Genomic DNA, 16,534 nt, shown 5'->3' with positions numbered 1-16,534 from the left:
TCGAGACGAACGCTATTCCGCAGGCGCCGTTTGATCGAGCGCCTGCGGCTGACCGACGAGGCTCGCGTGGCGACGCCGCGTGAACCGGTAGGCTGCATAGGACGCCACGGCCACGGCCGCCATGGCGGGAACAACGACGCCGATGCCGACCACCGGATCGCCGATCAGCGCAGCGATTGACCCGCCGAGCAAGCCGGATCCCATCTGGATAAACCCCATCATCGCAGAGGCGGAACCCGCGATCTGCGGGAACGGCACGAGCCCTGCCACCTGCATGTGCGGCATGACGAAGGCGATGCCGAATGCGGCGAGCCCAACCGGCACCATGACCGTGTAGAAGGACGGGCCCGCCATCAGCAGCAGGGCAATCAGGAGCAGCGCACCGCCGCCGATGAAGGCGAGGCCGGGCAGTACCAGTGCCTCAGCCTTTCGGGCCCGCATCAGGGAGCGCACGGTGAGCGAGCCCAGAAAGAACGAGCCCGACTGCATCAGCATGGACAGGCCGAACTGGGTCGGCGTCAGCCCCACCCTGTCGATCAGCACGAAGGGCAGGATCGTCGCCTGCGCATAGAGCGCGCCTACGGCAAAGCCGCAGGTCAAGCTCGCGAACAGGAATTCGGAGCTGCCGAGCACCGTGCGATAGGCGCGCAGCACCATGCCCGGCCGCGCCAGCGCCGTGCTTGGAACGACCGTTTCGCGCATGGCGAACCAGACGATGATGCCCGACACCACGCCGAAGCCAACCATGAGCACGAAGATCGCATGCCACCCGGCAATGCTGAGCGTCACGCCACCGATCGCCGGTGACAGCGCAGGCGCGATGGCGAGGATGATGCCGACCATGTTCATGATGCGCGCTGCCTGCTCGCCCGCAAACTGATCACGCACAATGGCGCGCGCGACAGTGACGCCGACGGCAGCGCCGATCCCCTGGATCAGCCGGGCGACGAGCAGCATTTCAACGCTTTGCGACAGGGCAGCGAGCACGCCACCGATCAGATAGACGAGAAGGAAGCCGAGCGTCGTCTTGCGCCGCCCGAAGGCGTCGGCAAGCGGCCCGGCGGCGAGTTGCGCCACCGCAAAGCCGGCAAAATAAACCGTCAGCGTGGTCTTGATGGCCGCATTCGAGCTGTCGAAGGCCTGCACCAGTTCCGGCATCGCCGGGGTGTAGAGCGCCATCGACACGGGACCGATCGCCACGAGCAGCGCGGAAATCAGGCTCGTGCGGCGCTCCGACATGCGCCCCGGCTGAAGAAGCGGCCGGTCCGCGGGTTCGACGGCGTCGGTCATGCGGCCTGTCCGCTGGTTGAGCGATCACAGCCGAGCATGCTCTGAAGCGACCCTCTCATACTGCGCAGAACCGCTTCGAAGACGGCCTTGTCGGCAGGCGCCACCCCTTCCATGGCCGCACCCAGCACCGAGCCGGCGACAGCGCGCGCCTCATCGATCACCTGGTCGGCGGCATCCGTCGCATAGACGAGCCGTGCGCGGCGATCGCTGGGGTCCACCCGGCGCTCCACCAGGCCACGTTGCTCCAGCCTGTCGACATAGCCGGAGACCGTCATGGGCTCCACCCCGAGGCGTTCCGCCAACACCGTCTGGCGTCCACCGTTGAGCGCGGCAATGTGGATCAGCGCCCGGGCCTCTCCCGGCGTGATGTCCGTGCCGTTAAGAACGATGCTTTTTTCGACCGCCGCCCTGAGAAGACGGCCGACGTCGGTGATGACGAAGCCAAGGGAATCCGGATCGACTGTGCGCGACATGGGGTTTTCCTGCGATAAAAGTAAGCCTTACTTATTATCCGGCATGCGCTTTCGCAAGCCGCCTGCCGCTTGCTTCCGATCACATCATCATTACATCGCTGTTCAACGCATTCTCAAAGCTGGATACGCGCATGACCGCCGCTTCACCGATCGCCTTTGAACGCATTTCTGACTGGTCCGGATCCTACGGGCTCCCCAATTTTGCTGCGGTCGAGGACGATGACTTCCGCCCGGCCTTCGACGCTGCCCTTTCGGCGCATGACGCGGAAATCGAGGCCATCGCTCAGTCTGAGGCAGCGCCAACATTCGAAAACACGATCGAAGCCCTGGAACTGGCCGGCAAAGGCCTGTCGCGGGTTTCGGCGCTCTTCTTCAACCGCGCCGGCGCCCATACGAACCCGGCCATTCAGGAGCTCGAGCGCGAGATCGCGCCGCAACTGTCGCGGCATTATTCGCGCATCGCGATGAACAAGCCGCTGTTCCAGCGCATCGACACCCTTTTCCGGAGAGCATCGACGCTGGATTTCACCACCGAGCAGTTCCGCGTGCTGGAGCGAAGCTGGAAAGGCTTCGTGCGATCCGGCGCCAACCTTGCGGAAGAAGACCAGACCCGCCTCGCCGCGATCAATGAGCGCCTGGCGACCCTTGGTGCGCGTTTCGGGCAGAACGTGCTTGCCGACGAACAGTCCTGGCAGCTGCTTCTCGATAAAACCGATCTCGATGGCCTTCCGGATTTCGTGCGCGACGCCATGGCGTCGGCGGCAAGCGATCGTGGCGCCGATGGACGCTACGCCGTCACGCTGTCGCGCTCGATCATCGAACCGTTCCTGACCTTCTCGGAGCAACGCGACCTTCGCGAAACGGCATTCAAGGCCTGGACGGCACGCGGTGAAAACCCGGGCGACACCGACAACCGTCCGCTGATCGCCGAAATCCTCAAGCTGCGCGCTGAAAAGGCAAAGCTGCTCGGCTACGAGAATTTCGCCGCCTACAAACTCGAAGACACGATGGCGAAGAACCCCGACGCGGTGAACGCGCTGTTGCAGACCGTTTGGGAACCGGCCGTTCGCCACGCGGCCGATGAGGAGGCGGCGCTTGCAGACATCGCCGCCGCCGAAGGCAACAACGAACCCATCGCGCCCTGGGACTGGCGCCACTACGCCGAGAAGCTGCGGCGCCAGCGCTTCGATTTCACCGAAGAGGAGCTGAAGCCCTATTTCCAGCTCGATCGCATCGCCGAGGCGGCTTTCGATGTCGGCGGCCGGCTTTTCGGCCTCGACTTCGAGCGTCTCGAGGGCGTGAAGGCCTACCACCCGGATGTCCGGACCTTTGCCGTCAAAAACCGCTCCGGCGACACGATCGGCATCTTCCTGGCGGATTACTTCGCACGGTCCTCGAAGCGATCCGGCGCCTGGATGAGCGCCTTTGCTAGCCAGCACCGGCTGGAAGGCGGGCAGCTGCCGCTCATCTACAACGTCATGAATTTCGCCAAGCCGCGTGAAGGGTCTCCGGCCCTTCTGTCGTTGGACGACGCGCGCACGCTCTTCCACGAGTTCGGCCACGCGCTTCATGGGCTCTTGTCGGACGTGACCTACCCTTCCGTATCGGGAACGTCGGTCTCGCGCGATTTTGTCGAGCTGCCCTCGCAGCTTTACGAGCACTGGCTGACCGTGCCGGAGATCCTGCGCAAGCACGCCGTGCATTATCGCACGGGCGAGCCGATCCCGCAGCAGCTCCTGGATAAGGTCCTGGCGGCCGCCCGGTTCAATGCGGGCTTTGCGACGGTGGAGTACACGGCCTCGGCGTTGATCGACATCGCCTACCACACGGCCGCGGACGTCGAAGACCCTGCTGCATTCGAAGCGGCAAGCCTTGAGGCCATCGGCAAGCCGGCAGCCATCGAGATGCGCCATCGCAGCCCGCATTTCCTGCACATCTTCTCGGGCGACGGCTATTCCGCCGGCTACTACTCCTACATGTGGTCGGAAGTGCTCGATGCCGACGCCTTCTCGGCCTTCGAGGAAACCGGCGATGCCTTCGACGCCTCGATGGCGGAACGGCTGCGAACCCATGTCTATTCCGCCGGCGGCGCCGTGGACCCGGAAGAGACATACACGGCCTTCCGCGGCCGGCTTCCGACGCCGGAAGCCCTGCTCAAGAAGCGCGGCCTAGTTCAAGACGCCGCCTGATCTCGACCGGGGCAGCACGCTGATCGGCGCGCGCCCCTTTCGCATTTGCGAAAAACCATGTATGAGCGCGCCAAATGAAGGCTGGCGCTCATATCCATGCGCCCCACAATTCCGAGACATTCCCATGACCATGCGCAATATCGCGATCATCGCACACGTCGACCATGGCAAGACCACGCTCGTCGACGAGCTCCTCAAGCAATCCGGCTCCTTCCGTGAGAACCAGCGCACAGCAGAGCGCATGATGGATTCCAACGACCTGGAAAAGGAACGCGGCATCACGATCCTTGCCAAGGCGACGTCGATCGAGTGGAAGGGCCACCGCATCAACATCGTCGACACGCCGGGTCACGCCGACTTCGGCGGTGAGGTCGAGCGCATTCTCTCGATGGTCGACGGCGCGATCGTTCTGGTCGATGCCGCCGAAGGCCCGATGCCGCAGACGAAATTCGTGGTCGGCAAGGCGCTGAAGGTCGGTCTCCGCCCGATCGTGGCGATCAACAAGATCGATCGTCCCGATGGTCGCGCAGAAGAAGTCGTCAACGAGGTGTTTGACCTCTTCGCCGCGCTCGACGCCAATGACGAGCAACTGGACTTCCCCATTCTCTATGGCTCCGGCCGCGCCGGCTGGATGAACACCGCGCCGGAAGGTCCGTCGGACCAGGGTCTTGCACCGCTTCTCGACCTTGTCATGGAGCACGTGCCCGAGCCGAAAGTCGGCGAAGGTCCGTTCCGCATGATCGGCACGCTGCTCGAAGCCAACCCGTTCCTCGGCCGCATCATCACCGGCCGCATCCATTCCGGCTCCATCAAGCCGAACCAGGCCGTGAAGGTACTGGCTGCCGACGGTAAGACGGTCGAGACTGGCCGTATTTCCAAGATCCTCGCGTTCCGCGGCATTGAGCGCCAGCCGATCGAAGAAGCCAAGGCAGGCGACATTGTTGCCATCGCCGGCCTGTCGAAGGGCACGGTCGCCGATACGTTCTGCGACCCGTCCGTCAACGAGCCGTTGCAGGCACAGCCGATCGATCCACCGACCGTCACCATGTCCTTCATCGTCAATGACAGCCCGCTGGCCGGCACCGAAGGCGACAAGGTGACGAGCCGCGTCATCCGCGATCGCCTGTTCAAGGAAGCCGAAGGCAATGTCGCGCTGAAGATCGAGGAAGCTGAAGGCAAGGACTCATTCTACGTCTCCGGCCGTGGCGAATTGCAGCTCGCCGTCCTCATCGAGACCATGCGCCGCGAAGGCTTCGAGCTTGCCGTATCGCGTCCCCGCGTCGTCATGCAGAAGGGCGAGAACGGCCAGATGCTCGAGCCGGTCGAAGAAGTCGTCATCGACGTCGATGAAGAACATTCGGGCGTCGTCGTTCAGAAGATGTCGGAGCGCAAGGCCGACATGGTCGAGCTGCGCCCGTCTGGCGGCAACCGCGTGCGTCTCGTCTTCCACGCACCGACGCGCGGCCTGATCGGCTACCAGTCGGAGCTTCTGACGGACACGCGCGGCACGGCCATCATGAATCGGCTGTTCCACTCCTACCAGCCTTACAAGGGCGAGATTGCCGGCCGCGTCCAGGGCGTGCTGCTCGCCAATGAAGCGGGCGAATCCGTCGCCTACGCCATGTTCAACCTGGAGGATCGCGGCCCGATGATCATCGATGCCGGCGAGAAGGTCTATGCCGGCATGATCATCGGCATTCATACCCGCGACAACGATCTCGAAGTGAACGTGCTGAAGGGCAAGAAGCTCACGAACATGCGCGCCTCGGGCAAGGACGAAGCCGTGAAGCTCACCCCGCCGATCAAGATGACGCTCGACCGTGCACTCTCCTGGATCCAGGACGACGAACTTGTCGAAGTCACGCCGAAGTCGATCCGCCTGCGCAAGATGTATCTCGATTCCAACGAGCGCAAGCGCTTCGAGAAGTCGCGTTCGGCCGCCGCTGGCGCCGCGTAACTCCGAACAAATTGACTGCGAATCAGGGCGGGGATGCGAGCGATCGCATCCCCGCCCTTTTTGTTTCTGGCTGCCTGCTGTGCCGTTTCGGAGCGACTGCCAGCGCCAAAACCGGACACCCGTGTCTCTTGCCGAAAACGTTAATGAAGCGTTAAACTTGTTTCGGGTCGTCGGACCAAATGAGCTGTGGGCGATGCCCCGTCTGCTCCCCGAGGCGCTTCGTCGGCGGAATCCGAAGCGATAGGATTCGTGCCATGAAGACGCTGTCCATCGATGTCCGTCCTGCAGTATCCGACGACGCCCAGGCGATTGCCGAAACGCACCGCTCCGCGTGGGCGCATGCCTATTCCGGGCTGATCCCCTTCAAGACGCTGCGGGCGATGATGGAGCGTCGCAACGTCAAATGGTGGACGCGCGCGATAAATGGCTCGACCAGCATTCTCGTGCTCGATGTCGGCGGCACTGTCGCGGGCTATGCAACGCTTGGCCTCAACCGAGCGCCTGCCCTGCCGCAGGAAGGCGAGATCTACGAGCTTTACCTTCGCCCGGAATATCAGGGCATCGGGCTCGGCAAGCGGCTTTTCACCGAAGCCCGGCGGCTTCTGTCGTCGCTGGGCTGCCGCGGCGTCGTCGTCTGGACGCTCGAAGACAATGAGCGCGCCGTGCAGTTCTACCGCCAAAGTGGCGGCCGCGACGTGGCCGAAGGCACCGAAACCTTCGACGGCAAGCGTCTGGGCAAGATCGCGTTCATCTGGCCGTAACCATTGCCGCCCGGTTCAAGGGCGGCCCACACAGCATGTTCAGCGCACCCTGGAACCGAGCAGAAGCCCGCTCGGGTGGCCACAGTTGCTTTGGCGCGTGATTGCCGGTATTTCCCCGGCAAAGCCTGCCTCCAACAAGAGAGTTCCCATGCGCATCGACGCCATCGCCATCGGCAACAATCCGCCTGAAGACATCAACGTCATCATCGAAGTTCCCGTTGGCGGGCAGCCGATCAAGTACGAGATGGACAAGGAATCCGGCACGCTGGTCGTGGACCGCTTCCTGCACACGCCGATGACCTATCCGGGCAATTACGGCTTCGTGCCGCACACCCTGTCGGAAGATGGCGACCCGATCGACGTGCTCGTCTGTAACACGCGTCCTCTGATCCCCGGCTGCGTCATCAATGTGCGCCCGATCGGCGTGCTCCTGATGGAAGACAATTCGGGCAAGGACGAAAAGATCATCGCCGTTCCGGTTTCCGCCCTGACCAAGCGCTACGAGAAGGTGCTGAACCACACCGACCTGCCGGAAATCACGCTGCAGCAGATCCAGCACTTCTTCGAGCACTACAAGGATCTGGAACCCGGCAAGTGGGTTCGCGTGGAAGATTGGCAGGGCGCCGATGCCGCCCGCCGCTTCATCACCGAAGCCATCGAGCGCGGCCGGAAGTAAGTCCCGCCTCGTCCAGACTGCGATTACGAAAAGGGCCGCCGCATCCCGGGATGCGGCGGCCCTTTTCCGTATTTCTCACCTCCCGGCCAAGGCCGGTACGGTGCGCGGTTTAGACGAGCGCGGGAGCGATCGTGTTCCACATGAAGGAACGAATGAAGAAGATGATGAGCAGAAGCACGATCGGCGAAATGTCGAGACCGCCGAGATCAGGCAGGATGCGCCGCAGCGGCCGAAGCGCCGGCTCGGTCGCCTTGTAGAGAAACTCCGCCACCATCGCGACGAAGCGATTGTTAGAATTGACCACGTTGAACGCATAGAGCCACGAGAAGATGGCGCTGCCGATGATGATCCAGGTGTAGATGCTCAAAGCCAGATCGATGGTCTGGAAGACGGCTATCATTCTCACTCTCCGTTACGGGCTGGCCGAGATGTAGCCACTCCAAACTTGCCCGGCAAGTGCGCTGCTGCCGCACCGATAGGCGCTTAAACCTGGCGCGCCGCCATGGCGCCCAATTCGCGATCGAGCCGGCGCATGAAGATCATCGACAGGAACTCGGCGAGCCATGCGCGCAGAGGCCCGTCGTGGATCATGCGTCCGTGCAGGTGATCCCGACCCTGCTGTGCGCCTGGCAGGTCGAAGCGATGCGCCCCGTGCACCACCCAGCGGTGCATCATGGCCTGGGTCAGTTCGCCGTGGAACTGGACGCCCCAGGCATTCTCCCCGAAGCGGAAGGCCTGGTTCTCGTAGTCGTCGGCGGTTGCAAGCAGCGTCGCGTCACGCGGCAGTTCGAAGCCTTCCCGGTGGAAGTGATAGACCATCGACGGCCAGTTCATCAGCGCGGCCCCTTCCGGCGTCGGCCGCAACGGATACCAGCCAATTTCCGTCAGCCCGTCGGGATGTGCCTCCACCTTACCACCGAGGTGCCGAACGAGGAGCTGCGCACCGAGGCAGATGCCAAGATAGGGCTTGTTTTCCGACAGAGGAACCTTCAGCCACTCGATCTCGCGCCGAATACCCTCATCCTCGTCATTGGCGCTCATCGGGCCACCGAAGACGATCGCCCCGACATGGCGCTCAAGCGTATCGGGAAGCGGGTCGCCCAGAACCGGCCGGCGGATATCCAGCGCAAATCCGGCTTGCTCCAGCATCAGACCGACCCGCCCGGGGCTCGACCGCTCCTGGTGCAGCACGACGAGGATGCGCGGTGCGGGATCGAATTCCCGCGATCCAAAACCCTGTCGTCCAGACATGAAGTTCATCAGTCCTGCTCGCCTTCCACGCGTTGTCTGGCCCACACTCGCTGTCTAGTGGAAACGCCGAGAAGTTCGGCGATGCGCCAGACGACATTTTCCTCCAGTTCATGGCGCTCGCCGTCGGCGTACACCACCTCCCAGAGAAGCTCGATGAAATTGATCCGTTGATCTTCGTCCAGCGACCGCTTGAGCACGCTGGTGAATGCGTAGAGATCGACAGCCTCGTCGTCAGCCTTTTGGCCGGCCTTCAACACGGCATCCAATTCGCTGCCCTTGAGATCGTAGGCTGCAGCGACGACATCGCGAAGCTTCTTGCGCTCGTTCGGGCGCACGTCTCCATCCGCGTCTACCACATGGAAAAACAACGCCGCCGCTGCCACGCGAGGATCGTCGCGCGTCAGCTGGCGCGAGGCACGCTCACTGTGGGTGACGGATTGAAACAGCTTTTGGAGACGCTCGAGCATAACCCCAATAACGACAGATCGGCGTGAGTCGCGCAATGCGCTGACTGTTGCAGGCGCGTCACAGTGACACGCCTGTTTGATCCGGGCAGAACGCGCTGGTCCTAGAACAGGCGGAAGCGCGAAGACTGAGACTTGCTGCGCTCCTCGGAAGCCTCGCCTTTGCGAACCCCCGGGTCGTCGATTCGCTGGGTCAGGAAGCGCTCTTCCCGCTCCTTTTCCGACTTGGCAGCATCCGTCGTCTCGACCACATGGGGGCGCAGCGGCGCGGGTGGCCGTGACCTCGTCGGCTCCGCCGTTCCGTGGGTCGTGGCTGCGCTCTCAACGATGACGGGTCTCGACGCCGCCTGTGGCGCCGATGCCACTGTCTGCACTTTGTCGGTGGGTGCAGAAGGATCAGACGAGGCCTCGCCACGCGGCGCAGGCGTCGCCTCCGGCGATCTTTCAGCCGGCTCTCCGACGCCGCGACCGGTCGGCTCGCTCACCACCGGCTTGCGGCGAAACCACGGCGTCGATCCCGATGTCTTCTGATCGGCTGCTGGCGTTGGCGTTGATGCTTCGGCCACGGGCGCGGCGGCAACGACATCGTCACGCTTGGTCGGCGTTTCCTTGCTCGACTGCAGCGGGATGATCACGGCGCCACTGTCGGCCGGGTTCTTCTCAGGGGACGCGGGTTTAGGAGCTGCGGTCTCGGACAAGGGCCCGCCCATCGTGGTGTCATTGGCGACGCGCTGCTCCGATGGCTTCGCGGCCTCTACGCTTGGCGCGGGTGCAGGCGCCGCTTCGGCTGCGCCGGCCTCTACGGGCTTCTGTTCTGCCGTCGCGCGCGATGGCTGAATGGGTGCGGTCGGCTCTGACTTGGCGACCGGCGGAACGGTCTGCAGAGCGAGCTCTGCATCCTTCACCGAATATGTCTGAGCCTCGAGTTCAGGCCCCGACAGCTGCTCGACCGGGACCTTCCAGACGAATGCATCCAGCTTGCCCGTGACCGGGGACAACGGTGCCCACTGCTCGGAAACATAGCCGTCCGCCGTCCAGGACGGATCGCGCGGCGCGCGGAGTGCCTGCGCCATCCAATGGCGGACGCGGCCCTGATCGCCGGTGTCGGCTTCTTCGATATCGGCGAGAAGGAGATAGAGCCCTTCGCGCGGCGAGATACGCAGCGCAGCCTCTGCGCGCTGACGCGCCAGAGTATGGTCATGCGCATCGAGCGCCGCGCGTCCGACGAGCGTCAGCGATTCCAGATGATTGGGCTTCAACGCTTCGAGCTTGCGCGCCCGCTTCAGCCGATCCTGAACGGAATCACCGACGCGCGCACGCACATAGGTCGCGCCGACTTCCGGATGCGGGCTGTGCTTCCAGGACTTTTCCAGGATGCGTGAGCCGCGCCGCAGATCGTTCTGACGGAAGAGTGCCTTGGCCGCGACGACAGCGGCAGGCACCAGTGTTGGCGCCAAACGCAACGCTTCCTGGGCATCCGAAGCCGCCCGCCGCGGATCGGATTCCAGCACACTCATGGCCCGGGCCGTCAGCAGGACCGCGCGCTTGCGGTCCGCTTCGCTCCGCTCGATCGTGCGTGCCTGCCGCTGCTTGTCGAGCAGACGGATGGCGTCGTCCCACTGTCCGTCCTTGGTGCGATATTCCAGCGCTGCCTGGCCGGCCCAGGAGAGCTGCGGGTCCTTCTCCACCGCACGCTCGGCGAATTGCTGAGCGGCTTCGGATGCACCAAGACGTCGAGCCTCCAGATAAAGCCCACGCAGACCGAGCGCCCGGGTCTCGGGCTTTTCCGACATCGCTTCGAATTTCGCCCGCGCATCGTCATGGCGACCTTCGATCATGTAGGTCTGCGCTTCGAGAACGTGGATCAACGGCTCCTTGTCGGCGTCGATGAGCGTGCGGGTACGGCGGCTCATCTTCTTGGCGAGCGCGGCATCACCGGCACCGGCTGCGATGAGACCGCGCGACAGAGCATTGTAGCCCTTGTCGCGACGACGGTTCTGCAAATAGCGGCTGACGCGATGCGGCGAAGAAAACAGCGTGCGCACCAGCCACAGCAGGAAGACGATTGCTGCCAGCGCCAGGAAGAAGCCGGTGATCCCGGCGATCAGCGACATTTCTACGCGCTGCCCCTGCCAGATCAGGATCATCTCGCCTGGGCGATCCGCAAGCCAGGCGAAACACAGGCCAAGCGCCAGGATGACAGCGACGAAGAACAAGATGCGGATCATGGACGGCTCCCGACGTTTGTTTTTGGCACGCGCTTAGTTGGTTTCGGCAGAAATAGCTTCCGAAGCCGAGGTCAGCGCGGCATCGGTGATCTGATCGGCCTCGGCACGACCGCGCAGTTGTTCGGCATAATCTTGTGAAACCGCCTTTGCGGGTTCTGGCAACGCTTCCCATTCGCTTAGCGCCGCAGCGAGATCACCCTCGCTGATGCGTGCTTCCATGCGGGCGATCCGTGCCACCGGCGTTCCACCTTCGACATTGCCGGTGGGACGAACGGTCACGACGGAAAGCGCGCTCGACATCAGGCGATCGAGAACGCCGGCATCCTGCGAGCCGACATTGATCGCGAGCAGCATTTCACGCGCCACGTCCGGAAATTGCTCGGCGAGCGTGGTGCGCGTCGGCAGACCCGACTCAGCGAAAGGCCTCAGGCTCTCTGCCGCCTGATTGTCCGGTGCGATATTGGCAAAGGCATCGAGTTCAGCGGAGAAGGCGCCGCCGCGGTCGATCGCGCTCTTCAGGGATGCCGCGGCAAATGCCAGCGCCGCACGCTCTTCGGCAGATATGTCGGCGACCTCTGCCTCGATCGCTTCAAGGCGGCTTGCGACCTCGCTTGCCAGGCCCTCCCGAGCTTCCTGCTCAGAAGCTAAAGCTGTCCGCAACTCATCGAGCGCAGTGGCATTGGCTGCGGCAGCGTCGTTGGAGGTGTTGGCGGTGGCAGCAGTCTCGATGGCGGCGATCCGCTCGCCCAGCGCGGTCAGTTCATCGCGCAACGCGGTGTCGTCGACCGGTTCGCCGGTGCCTGCAGCTTCCGTTAAGGCGGCAACGCCATCACGCAATTCCGCAATCTGTGCCTCGAGCGAGGCGACGGTATCCGCCTGGCCTGTATCGGCGCCATCACTCGGTGACAGCATCTGATAGGCGCCAAGACCGGCAAGCACAACGAGACCGCCGACGACTGCCGCGATGCCGTGACCCATCGCCCCGCCACCCGACTTGCGCTGTGCAGCCGCGGCTGGAGCCGTCGAAGCAATCGATCGCGTCGTGGCTGATGCCTGCGATGTGGACGGCGCAGGTTTGGCCGACGCCGCAGGTGCAGAAGAGGTGCCCGCTGGAGCAGGAATTGCCGAGCGCGCGGTCGTCCCCGATTGCGACCGCCTAAGATCGACTGCCTTTACGTGTTCGGCCGAGCGCAGCGTCGTGGTCGGGGCGGTCGCTTGCGCGACTACCGGTGACGTGTCGGCACCAGCAACTTGGTCGGCAGATTTGGCAGAACGGCGGCGCTGCACGGGCTTGGCCATGGGCAATCCTCATCGGTCACTAAAATAAGGGGCCGATCATAGAACGGACAAGGGGGAGACTGAAATGCATAAACGGCATTTATCTGCGTTGGTTCCGAACGAGACCGAGCGCAGCGACCATTCCATCTTCGTTCGGAGTCGCGGCAACCACGCATGTCTCGCGCCAATATTCCGGCAATGCAGCCGCGACGTTTTCGCTCATGCAGACCGCAATGATCGGGGTCTCATGATGCACCTGTTTGGCGAGCGAGCGCGCTGCCCCTGCCGAGTACAGCATGACCGCCGGATTGTCCGCGAATGCAGCGAAGATCGCGTCGGCGCCATGGTCGATCGGCTCGACATCGTAGACTTCCGCGACATTGATCACGCGACCCGCCGCTTTCAGAATGTCCTCGAAACCAGAGGTGCGTTCCCGGCCGGCAAGATAGAGAAGCTTGAGGTCAGCCGCTTCCGCTTCGATGATCGCACGCGCAAGCCCCTGGCCCTCGCCCGGTCCCTGCCGGACAACGGCAAACCCTGCCTTTCGAGCACGCTTCGCCGTGGCCGGCCCGACGGTCCAGATGCGCAGAGAACGGTCGAGTGCCTCGCTCGCAGCATCGAGCGCCGCGGCACTGGTCGCCACATAGAAGTCGGGCTGCATTTCCTGCGCATCCTTCACGCCATCGACGAGCGTGACAGCGCGTGTCAGCGGCAAGGCGACCGCCTCGTACCCCTCCGCGCCGAGCCGCGCCATCGTGCGTGACAGTCCGGGCTCCGGGCGGGTGACGATGACGCGCAAGGCTTCAGGTCCAGTCGGCGAAGAAATCCGCTCCGGCGCGCTCGCGAACGGTGCGCCCGGCTTCCGTGCCAAGATCGACGGCCTTCGCCGGGTCTCCCTCAGCGCTGATCTCATGTGCTTCGCTGCCATCGGGCTTCAGGATCATGCCTGAAAACGTCAGCGTCCCATCGACGAGCTGCGCCAGCCCGGCGATCGGCGTGCGGCAGGAGCCATCGAGTTCCTTGAGGAAAGCTCGCTCACACAGAAGTGCTGCATGCGTCGCCGCGTGGTTCACCGGCTCCACCAGCTGCGCGACTTCGCCGTCGCCGATCCGGCTTTCGACGCAGATGGCGCCCTGGCCTGGCGCGGGCGGAAAGCTTTCCACATCGAGAAGATGCGTGACGACCTCCTCCATGCCGAGCCGCTTGAGACCGGCGAATGCCAGCAGCGTCGCATCTACCTGGCCTTCGGCCAATTTGCGCAACCGGGTTTCGACAAGACCACGATAGGTGATCACGTTGAGGTCGGGCCGCAAACGGCGGATGAGCGCCTGGCGCCTGAGCGACGACGACCCGACGATTGCGCCTTCCGGCAGCGCCTCGATCGAAGGCGCGGTACGGCCGATCACGGCGTCGCGCACATCCTCGCGCTCGAGAAACGCCGAGAGATAAAGCCCATCCGGCAGCTTCGTCGCCATGTCCTTGGAGGAGTGCACGGCGAGATCGAGCCTGCCGTCGGACAACTGCTCTTCGAGCTCCAGCGTGAAGAGGCCCTTGCCGCCGATTTCCGACAGCGGTCGATCGGTGATGCGGTCGCCCTTGGTCGACAGAACGACGATCTCGAAACAGTCTTCGTCAAGCCCATGTGCCGCCATCAGGCGACCCTTGAGTTCATGGGCCTGTTTGAGCGCGAGCGGGCCGCCACGCGTACCGATGCGGTATTGTCTCTTTCGCATGCCTCTCCGTCCATGTTACCGCACGACAGGTAAACGGGATTGCGAGCCCCTGCAATCGCCAGCTCAAAGTCGACGAAGCCCCATCATGGCAAATTCCATTGTTGTTCTCGGCATCGAAACGAGCTGCGACGAAACTGCCGCCTCGCTCGTGCGCCGCAATCCTGACGGCTCGGGCGACATCCTCTCCAACGTCGTTTTGAGCCAGCTCGACGAGCACGCCCCTTTCGGCGGCGTCGTACCGGAAATCGCGGCACGCGCCCATGTCGAGGCGCTGGACGGCATCATTTCGCAAGCGCTTGCCCGCGCCGAGACGACGTTCGATGACGTCGACGCAATCGCAGCCACCAGCGGTCCGGGTCTGATCGGCGGATTGATTGTCGGGCTGATGACCGGCAAGGCGATCGCGGCGGCAACGGGCAAGCCACTCTATGCCGTCAATCATCTCGAAGGCCACGCGTTGACGGCGCGCCTCACCGACGGGATCCGGGACCCTTATCTGCTGCTGCTCGTTTCCGGCGGGCACACCCAGCTTCTGGTCGTTGCCGGCGTCGGGGATTACCGCAGGCTGGCGACCACGATCGACGATGCGCTCGGCGAAGCATTCGACAAGACGGCGAAACTCCTCGGCCTGCCCTATCCCGGTGGGCCCGAAGTGGAACGGCGCGCAGCAAGCGGCAATCCCCTCCGTTTCGATTTGCCCCGGCCGATGCGGGGCGAAGAGCGCCTCGATTTTTCCTTTTCCGGCCTGAAGACCGCAGTGCGCCAGCAGGCCGCCAAACATGCTCGGCTTTCGGAAGAAGACGTCGCCGATCTCTGCGCCTCGTTCCAAAAAGCCGTGACGGACACGCTGGAGGAACGCCTTTCGCGCGGCATCGAAAGGTTTCGGGCTGATTTCCCCGAGATCGATACACCCGCGCTGGTGGTTGCCGGTGGCGTCGCGGCGAACCGCGCGATCCGAACCGCTCTCGCTTCGCTGACCGATCGTCATGGATTTCGCCTGATTGCGGCGCCGATCGAGCTTTGCACCGACAATGCGGCAATGATTGCCTGGGCCGGCGCCGAGCGGATGGCGCTGGGCTTGCCGGCAGATACGGCCGATGTCGCACCGCGGTCGCGTTGGCCGCTCGACGAGAGCGCCGAGGTCCGCATCGGCTCCGGTCGCCGCGGGGCGAAAGCATGAGCGGCCCCGATCTCGCGATCGTCGGCGCCGGAGCATTCGGAACGGCGCTGGCCTGCACGCTCGCCCGCAGCCGCTCCGAACCACTCGTGCTGTATGCGCGCAATGCCGCGCAGGTCAGGGACATGCGCGACACGCGAGTGAACGCCCGATTTCTGCCGGGCGTAGTCCTTTCGGAGCGCATCGAGTTGCGCAATGACCTCACCGCACTTGGCAACGCCAGCCGCATCCTCGTTGCCGTGCCGGCCCAGGCGCAGGGTGAAATGATCCAGACCCTGCGCCCGCATGTCGGACCTGAGTGCGAGCTCGTCATCTGCGCCAAGGGCATCGAGTGCGCATCGCATCGTTTCCTGTCAGAAGTGGCTGCAGAAGCTGCGCCAGGCCTGCCGATTTCGGTTCTTTCGGGCCCCGGCTTTGCGGCCGACATGGCAAATGGCCTGCCAACGGCCATGACTTTGGCTTCCAGCGATCGCGCAAGGGCCGAGGCGACAGCCGCCGCGCTTTCCGGTGACACATTCAGGCTCTATGCGAGCGGCGATGTCGCCGGTGTTGAGATCGGGGGCGCGCTCAAGAACGTGCTCGCGATCGCCGCTGGCATCGTCGATGGCGCCGCACTCGGCCAGTCCGCCCGCGCCGCGCTCATCGCGCGTGGTCTTGCTGAAATGACGCGGTTTGCCGCGGCCTTTGGCGGAAAGGCGGAGACGATCGCGGGTCTCTCCGGCCTTGGTGACCTGGTGCTGACCGCCACCAGCGACCAGTCGCGCAATTTCCGCTTCGGGCGCGCCATCGGCCAAGGGGCGCCTCCCAAGGAGCTCTCGAAACCAGGCCAGCCCCTCACCGAGGGCGCATTCACGGCCGCAGTCGCCTGCAATCTCGCGCGTCGGGCTGGCATCGAACTTCCGATTGCAACGGCGGTGTCTGACGTGATCGAGGGACGGTTGACCGTCGGACAGGCGATGGAAGACTTGATGCGTCGTCCTCTTCGCAGCGAGGACGCGACCTTCGACCAAGGGCCCAAGACTTGACGGATCGATCCTCTCGGGCGAATGAGCGCGAC

The 16,534-nt window shown here is 63.9% G+C and carries 15 protein-coding genes; 6 read left to right on the top strand and 9 right to left on the bottom strand.

The window, feature by feature from the left end; genetic code table 11:
• Positions 1–12: 12 nt before the first annotated feature.
• Both PU133_RS02815 and PU133_RS02810 read right to left on the bottom strand, forming a co-directional pair.
• Entirely contained in the window at positions 13–1,290 is a 1,278-nt protein-coding gene (locus PU133_RS02815; RefSeq protein WP_404863409.1) for a multidrug effflux MFS transporter, read from the bottom strand.
• The gene (locus PU133_RS02810; protein WP_126007522.1) at positions 1,287–1,763 is read right to left on the bottom strand and encodes a MarR family winged helix-turn-helix transcriptional regulator; all 477 of its coding nucleotides are present in this window, start codon (positions 1,761–1,763) and stop codon (positions 1,287–1,289) included. The genes PU133_RS02815 and PU133_RS02810 overlap by 4 nt, the downstream gene beginning before the upstream one ends.
• Positions 1,764–1,894: 131 nt before the next feature.
• On the opposite strand from PU133_RS02810, the gene PU133_RS02805 reads away from it, so the two are divergent.
• The 4 genes from PU133_RS02805 to ppa all read left to right on the top strand — a co-directional run bounded on the left by PU133_RS02805 (position 1,895) and on the right by ppa (position 7,346).
• Positions 1,895–3,952, top strand: a complete 2,058-nt coding sequence (locus tag PU133_RS02805) for a M3 family metallopeptidase (protein WP_404863408.1) — start codon at positions 1,895–1,897, stop codon at positions 3,950–3,952.
• A gap of 124 nt (positions 3,953–4,076) precedes the next feature.
• A complete protein-coding gene (typA, locus tag PU133_RS02800) occupies positions 4,077–5,909 on the top strand; it encodes a translational GTPase TypA (RefSeq protein WP_404863407.1) in 1,833 nt (610 codons plus the stop codon).
• A gap of 254 nt (positions 5,910–6,163) precedes the next feature.
• Positions 6,164–6,670, top strand: coding sequence for a GNAT family N-acetyltransferase (locus tag PU133_RS02795; RefSeq protein WP_404863406.1), 507 nt, complete (start codon positions 6,164–6,166; stop codon positions 6,668–6,670).
• Positions 6,671–6,818: 148 nt separating this feature from the next.
• A complete protein-coding gene (gene ppa / locus PU133_RS02790) occupies positions 6,819–7,346 on the top strand; it encodes an inorganic diphosphatase (protein ID WP_126007514.1) in 528 nt (175 codons plus the stop codon).
• 109 nt (positions 7,347–7,455) lie between these two features.
• Here the strand turns inward: ppa and PU133_RS02785 are convergent, their stop codons facing one another.
• The 7 genes from PU133_RS02785 to hemC all read right to left on the bottom strand — a co-directional run bounded on the left by PU133_RS02785 (position 7,456) and on the right by hemC (position 14,300).
• Positions 7,456–7,746 carry a YggT family protein gene (locus tag PU133_RS02785; protein ID WP_126007512.1) on the bottom strand — a complete coding sequence of 97 codons (291 nt, stop codon included), beginning with the start codon at positions 7,744–7,746 and terminating at the stop codon, positions 7,456–7,458.
• A gap of 83 nt (positions 7,747–7,829) precedes the next feature.
• Positions 7,830–8,597: a glutamine amidotransferase gene (locus PU133_RS02780; RefSeq protein ID WP_404864420.1), complete on the bottom strand. Its 768-nt coding sequence runs from the start codon at positions 8,595–8,597 to the stop codon at positions 7,830–7,832.
• An 8-nt stretch (positions 8,598–8,605) separates the two neighbouring features.
• Positions 8,606–9,064, bottom strand: a complete 459-nt coding sequence (locus PU133_RS02775) for a TerB family tellurite resistance protein (protein WP_126007510.1) — start codon at positions 9,062–9,064, stop codon at positions 8,606–8,608.
• A gap of 101 nt (positions 9,065–9,165) precedes the next feature.
• The gene (locus PU133_RS02770) at positions 9,166–11,289 is read right to left on the bottom strand and encodes a heme biosynthesis HemY N-terminal domain-containing protein (protein ID WP_404863405.1); all 2,124 of its coding nucleotides are present in this window, start codon (positions 11,287–11,289) and stop codon (positions 9,166–9,168) included.
• A gap of 33 nt (positions 11,290–11,322) precedes the next feature.
• Positions 11,323–12,588, bottom strand: coding sequence for a COG4223 family protein (locus PU133_RS02765; RefSeq protein ID WP_404863404.1), 1,266 nt, complete (start codon positions 12,586–12,588; stop codon positions 11,323–11,325).
• A 79-nt stretch (positions 12,589–12,667) separates the two neighbouring features.
• Positions 12,668–13,366, bottom strand: coding sequence for a uroporphyrinogen-III synthase (locus tag PU133_RS02760; RefSeq protein ID WP_404863403.1), 699 nt, complete (start codon positions 13,364–13,366; stop codon positions 12,668–12,670).
• A gap of 4 nt (positions 13,367–13,370) precedes the next feature.
• The gene (gene hemC / locus PU133_RS02755) at positions 13,371–14,300 is read right to left on the bottom strand and encodes a hydroxymethylbilane synthase (protein ID WP_404863402.1); all 930 of its coding nucleotides are present in this window, start codon (positions 14,298–14,300) and stop codon (positions 13,371–13,373) included.
• A 97-nt stretch (positions 14,301–14,397) separates the two neighbouring features.
• On the opposite strand from hemC, the gene tsaD reads away from it, so the two are divergent.
• Together tsaD and PU133_RS02745 are read left to right on the top strand one after the other, a co-directional pair.
• On the top strand, positions 14,398–15,480 hold the full coding sequence (gene tsaD / locus PU133_RS02750) for a tRNA (adenosine(37)-N6)-threonylcarbamoyltransferase complex transferase subunit TsaD (RefSeq protein ID WP_404864419.1): 1,083 nt from the start codon (positions 14,398–14,400) through the stop codon (positions 15,478–15,480).
• Positions 15,477–16,502, top strand: a complete 1,026-nt coding sequence (locus PU133_RS02745) for an NAD(P)H-dependent glycerol-3-phosphate dehydrogenase (protein WP_404863401.1) — start codon at positions 15,477–15,479, stop codon at positions 16,500–16,502. Before tsaD ends, PU133_RS02745 begins: the two co-directional genes overlap by 4 nt.
• The last annotated feature ends 32 nt before the right edge of the window (positions 16,503–16,534 follow it).

This window comes from Georhizobium sp. MAB10, assembly GCF_045012825.1.
Lineage (GTDB): Bacteria > Pseudomonadota > Alphaproteobacteria > Rhizobiales > Rhizobiaceae > Georhizobium > Georhizobium profundi.
This window is presented reverse-complemented; position numbering and strand designations above follow the sequence as displayed.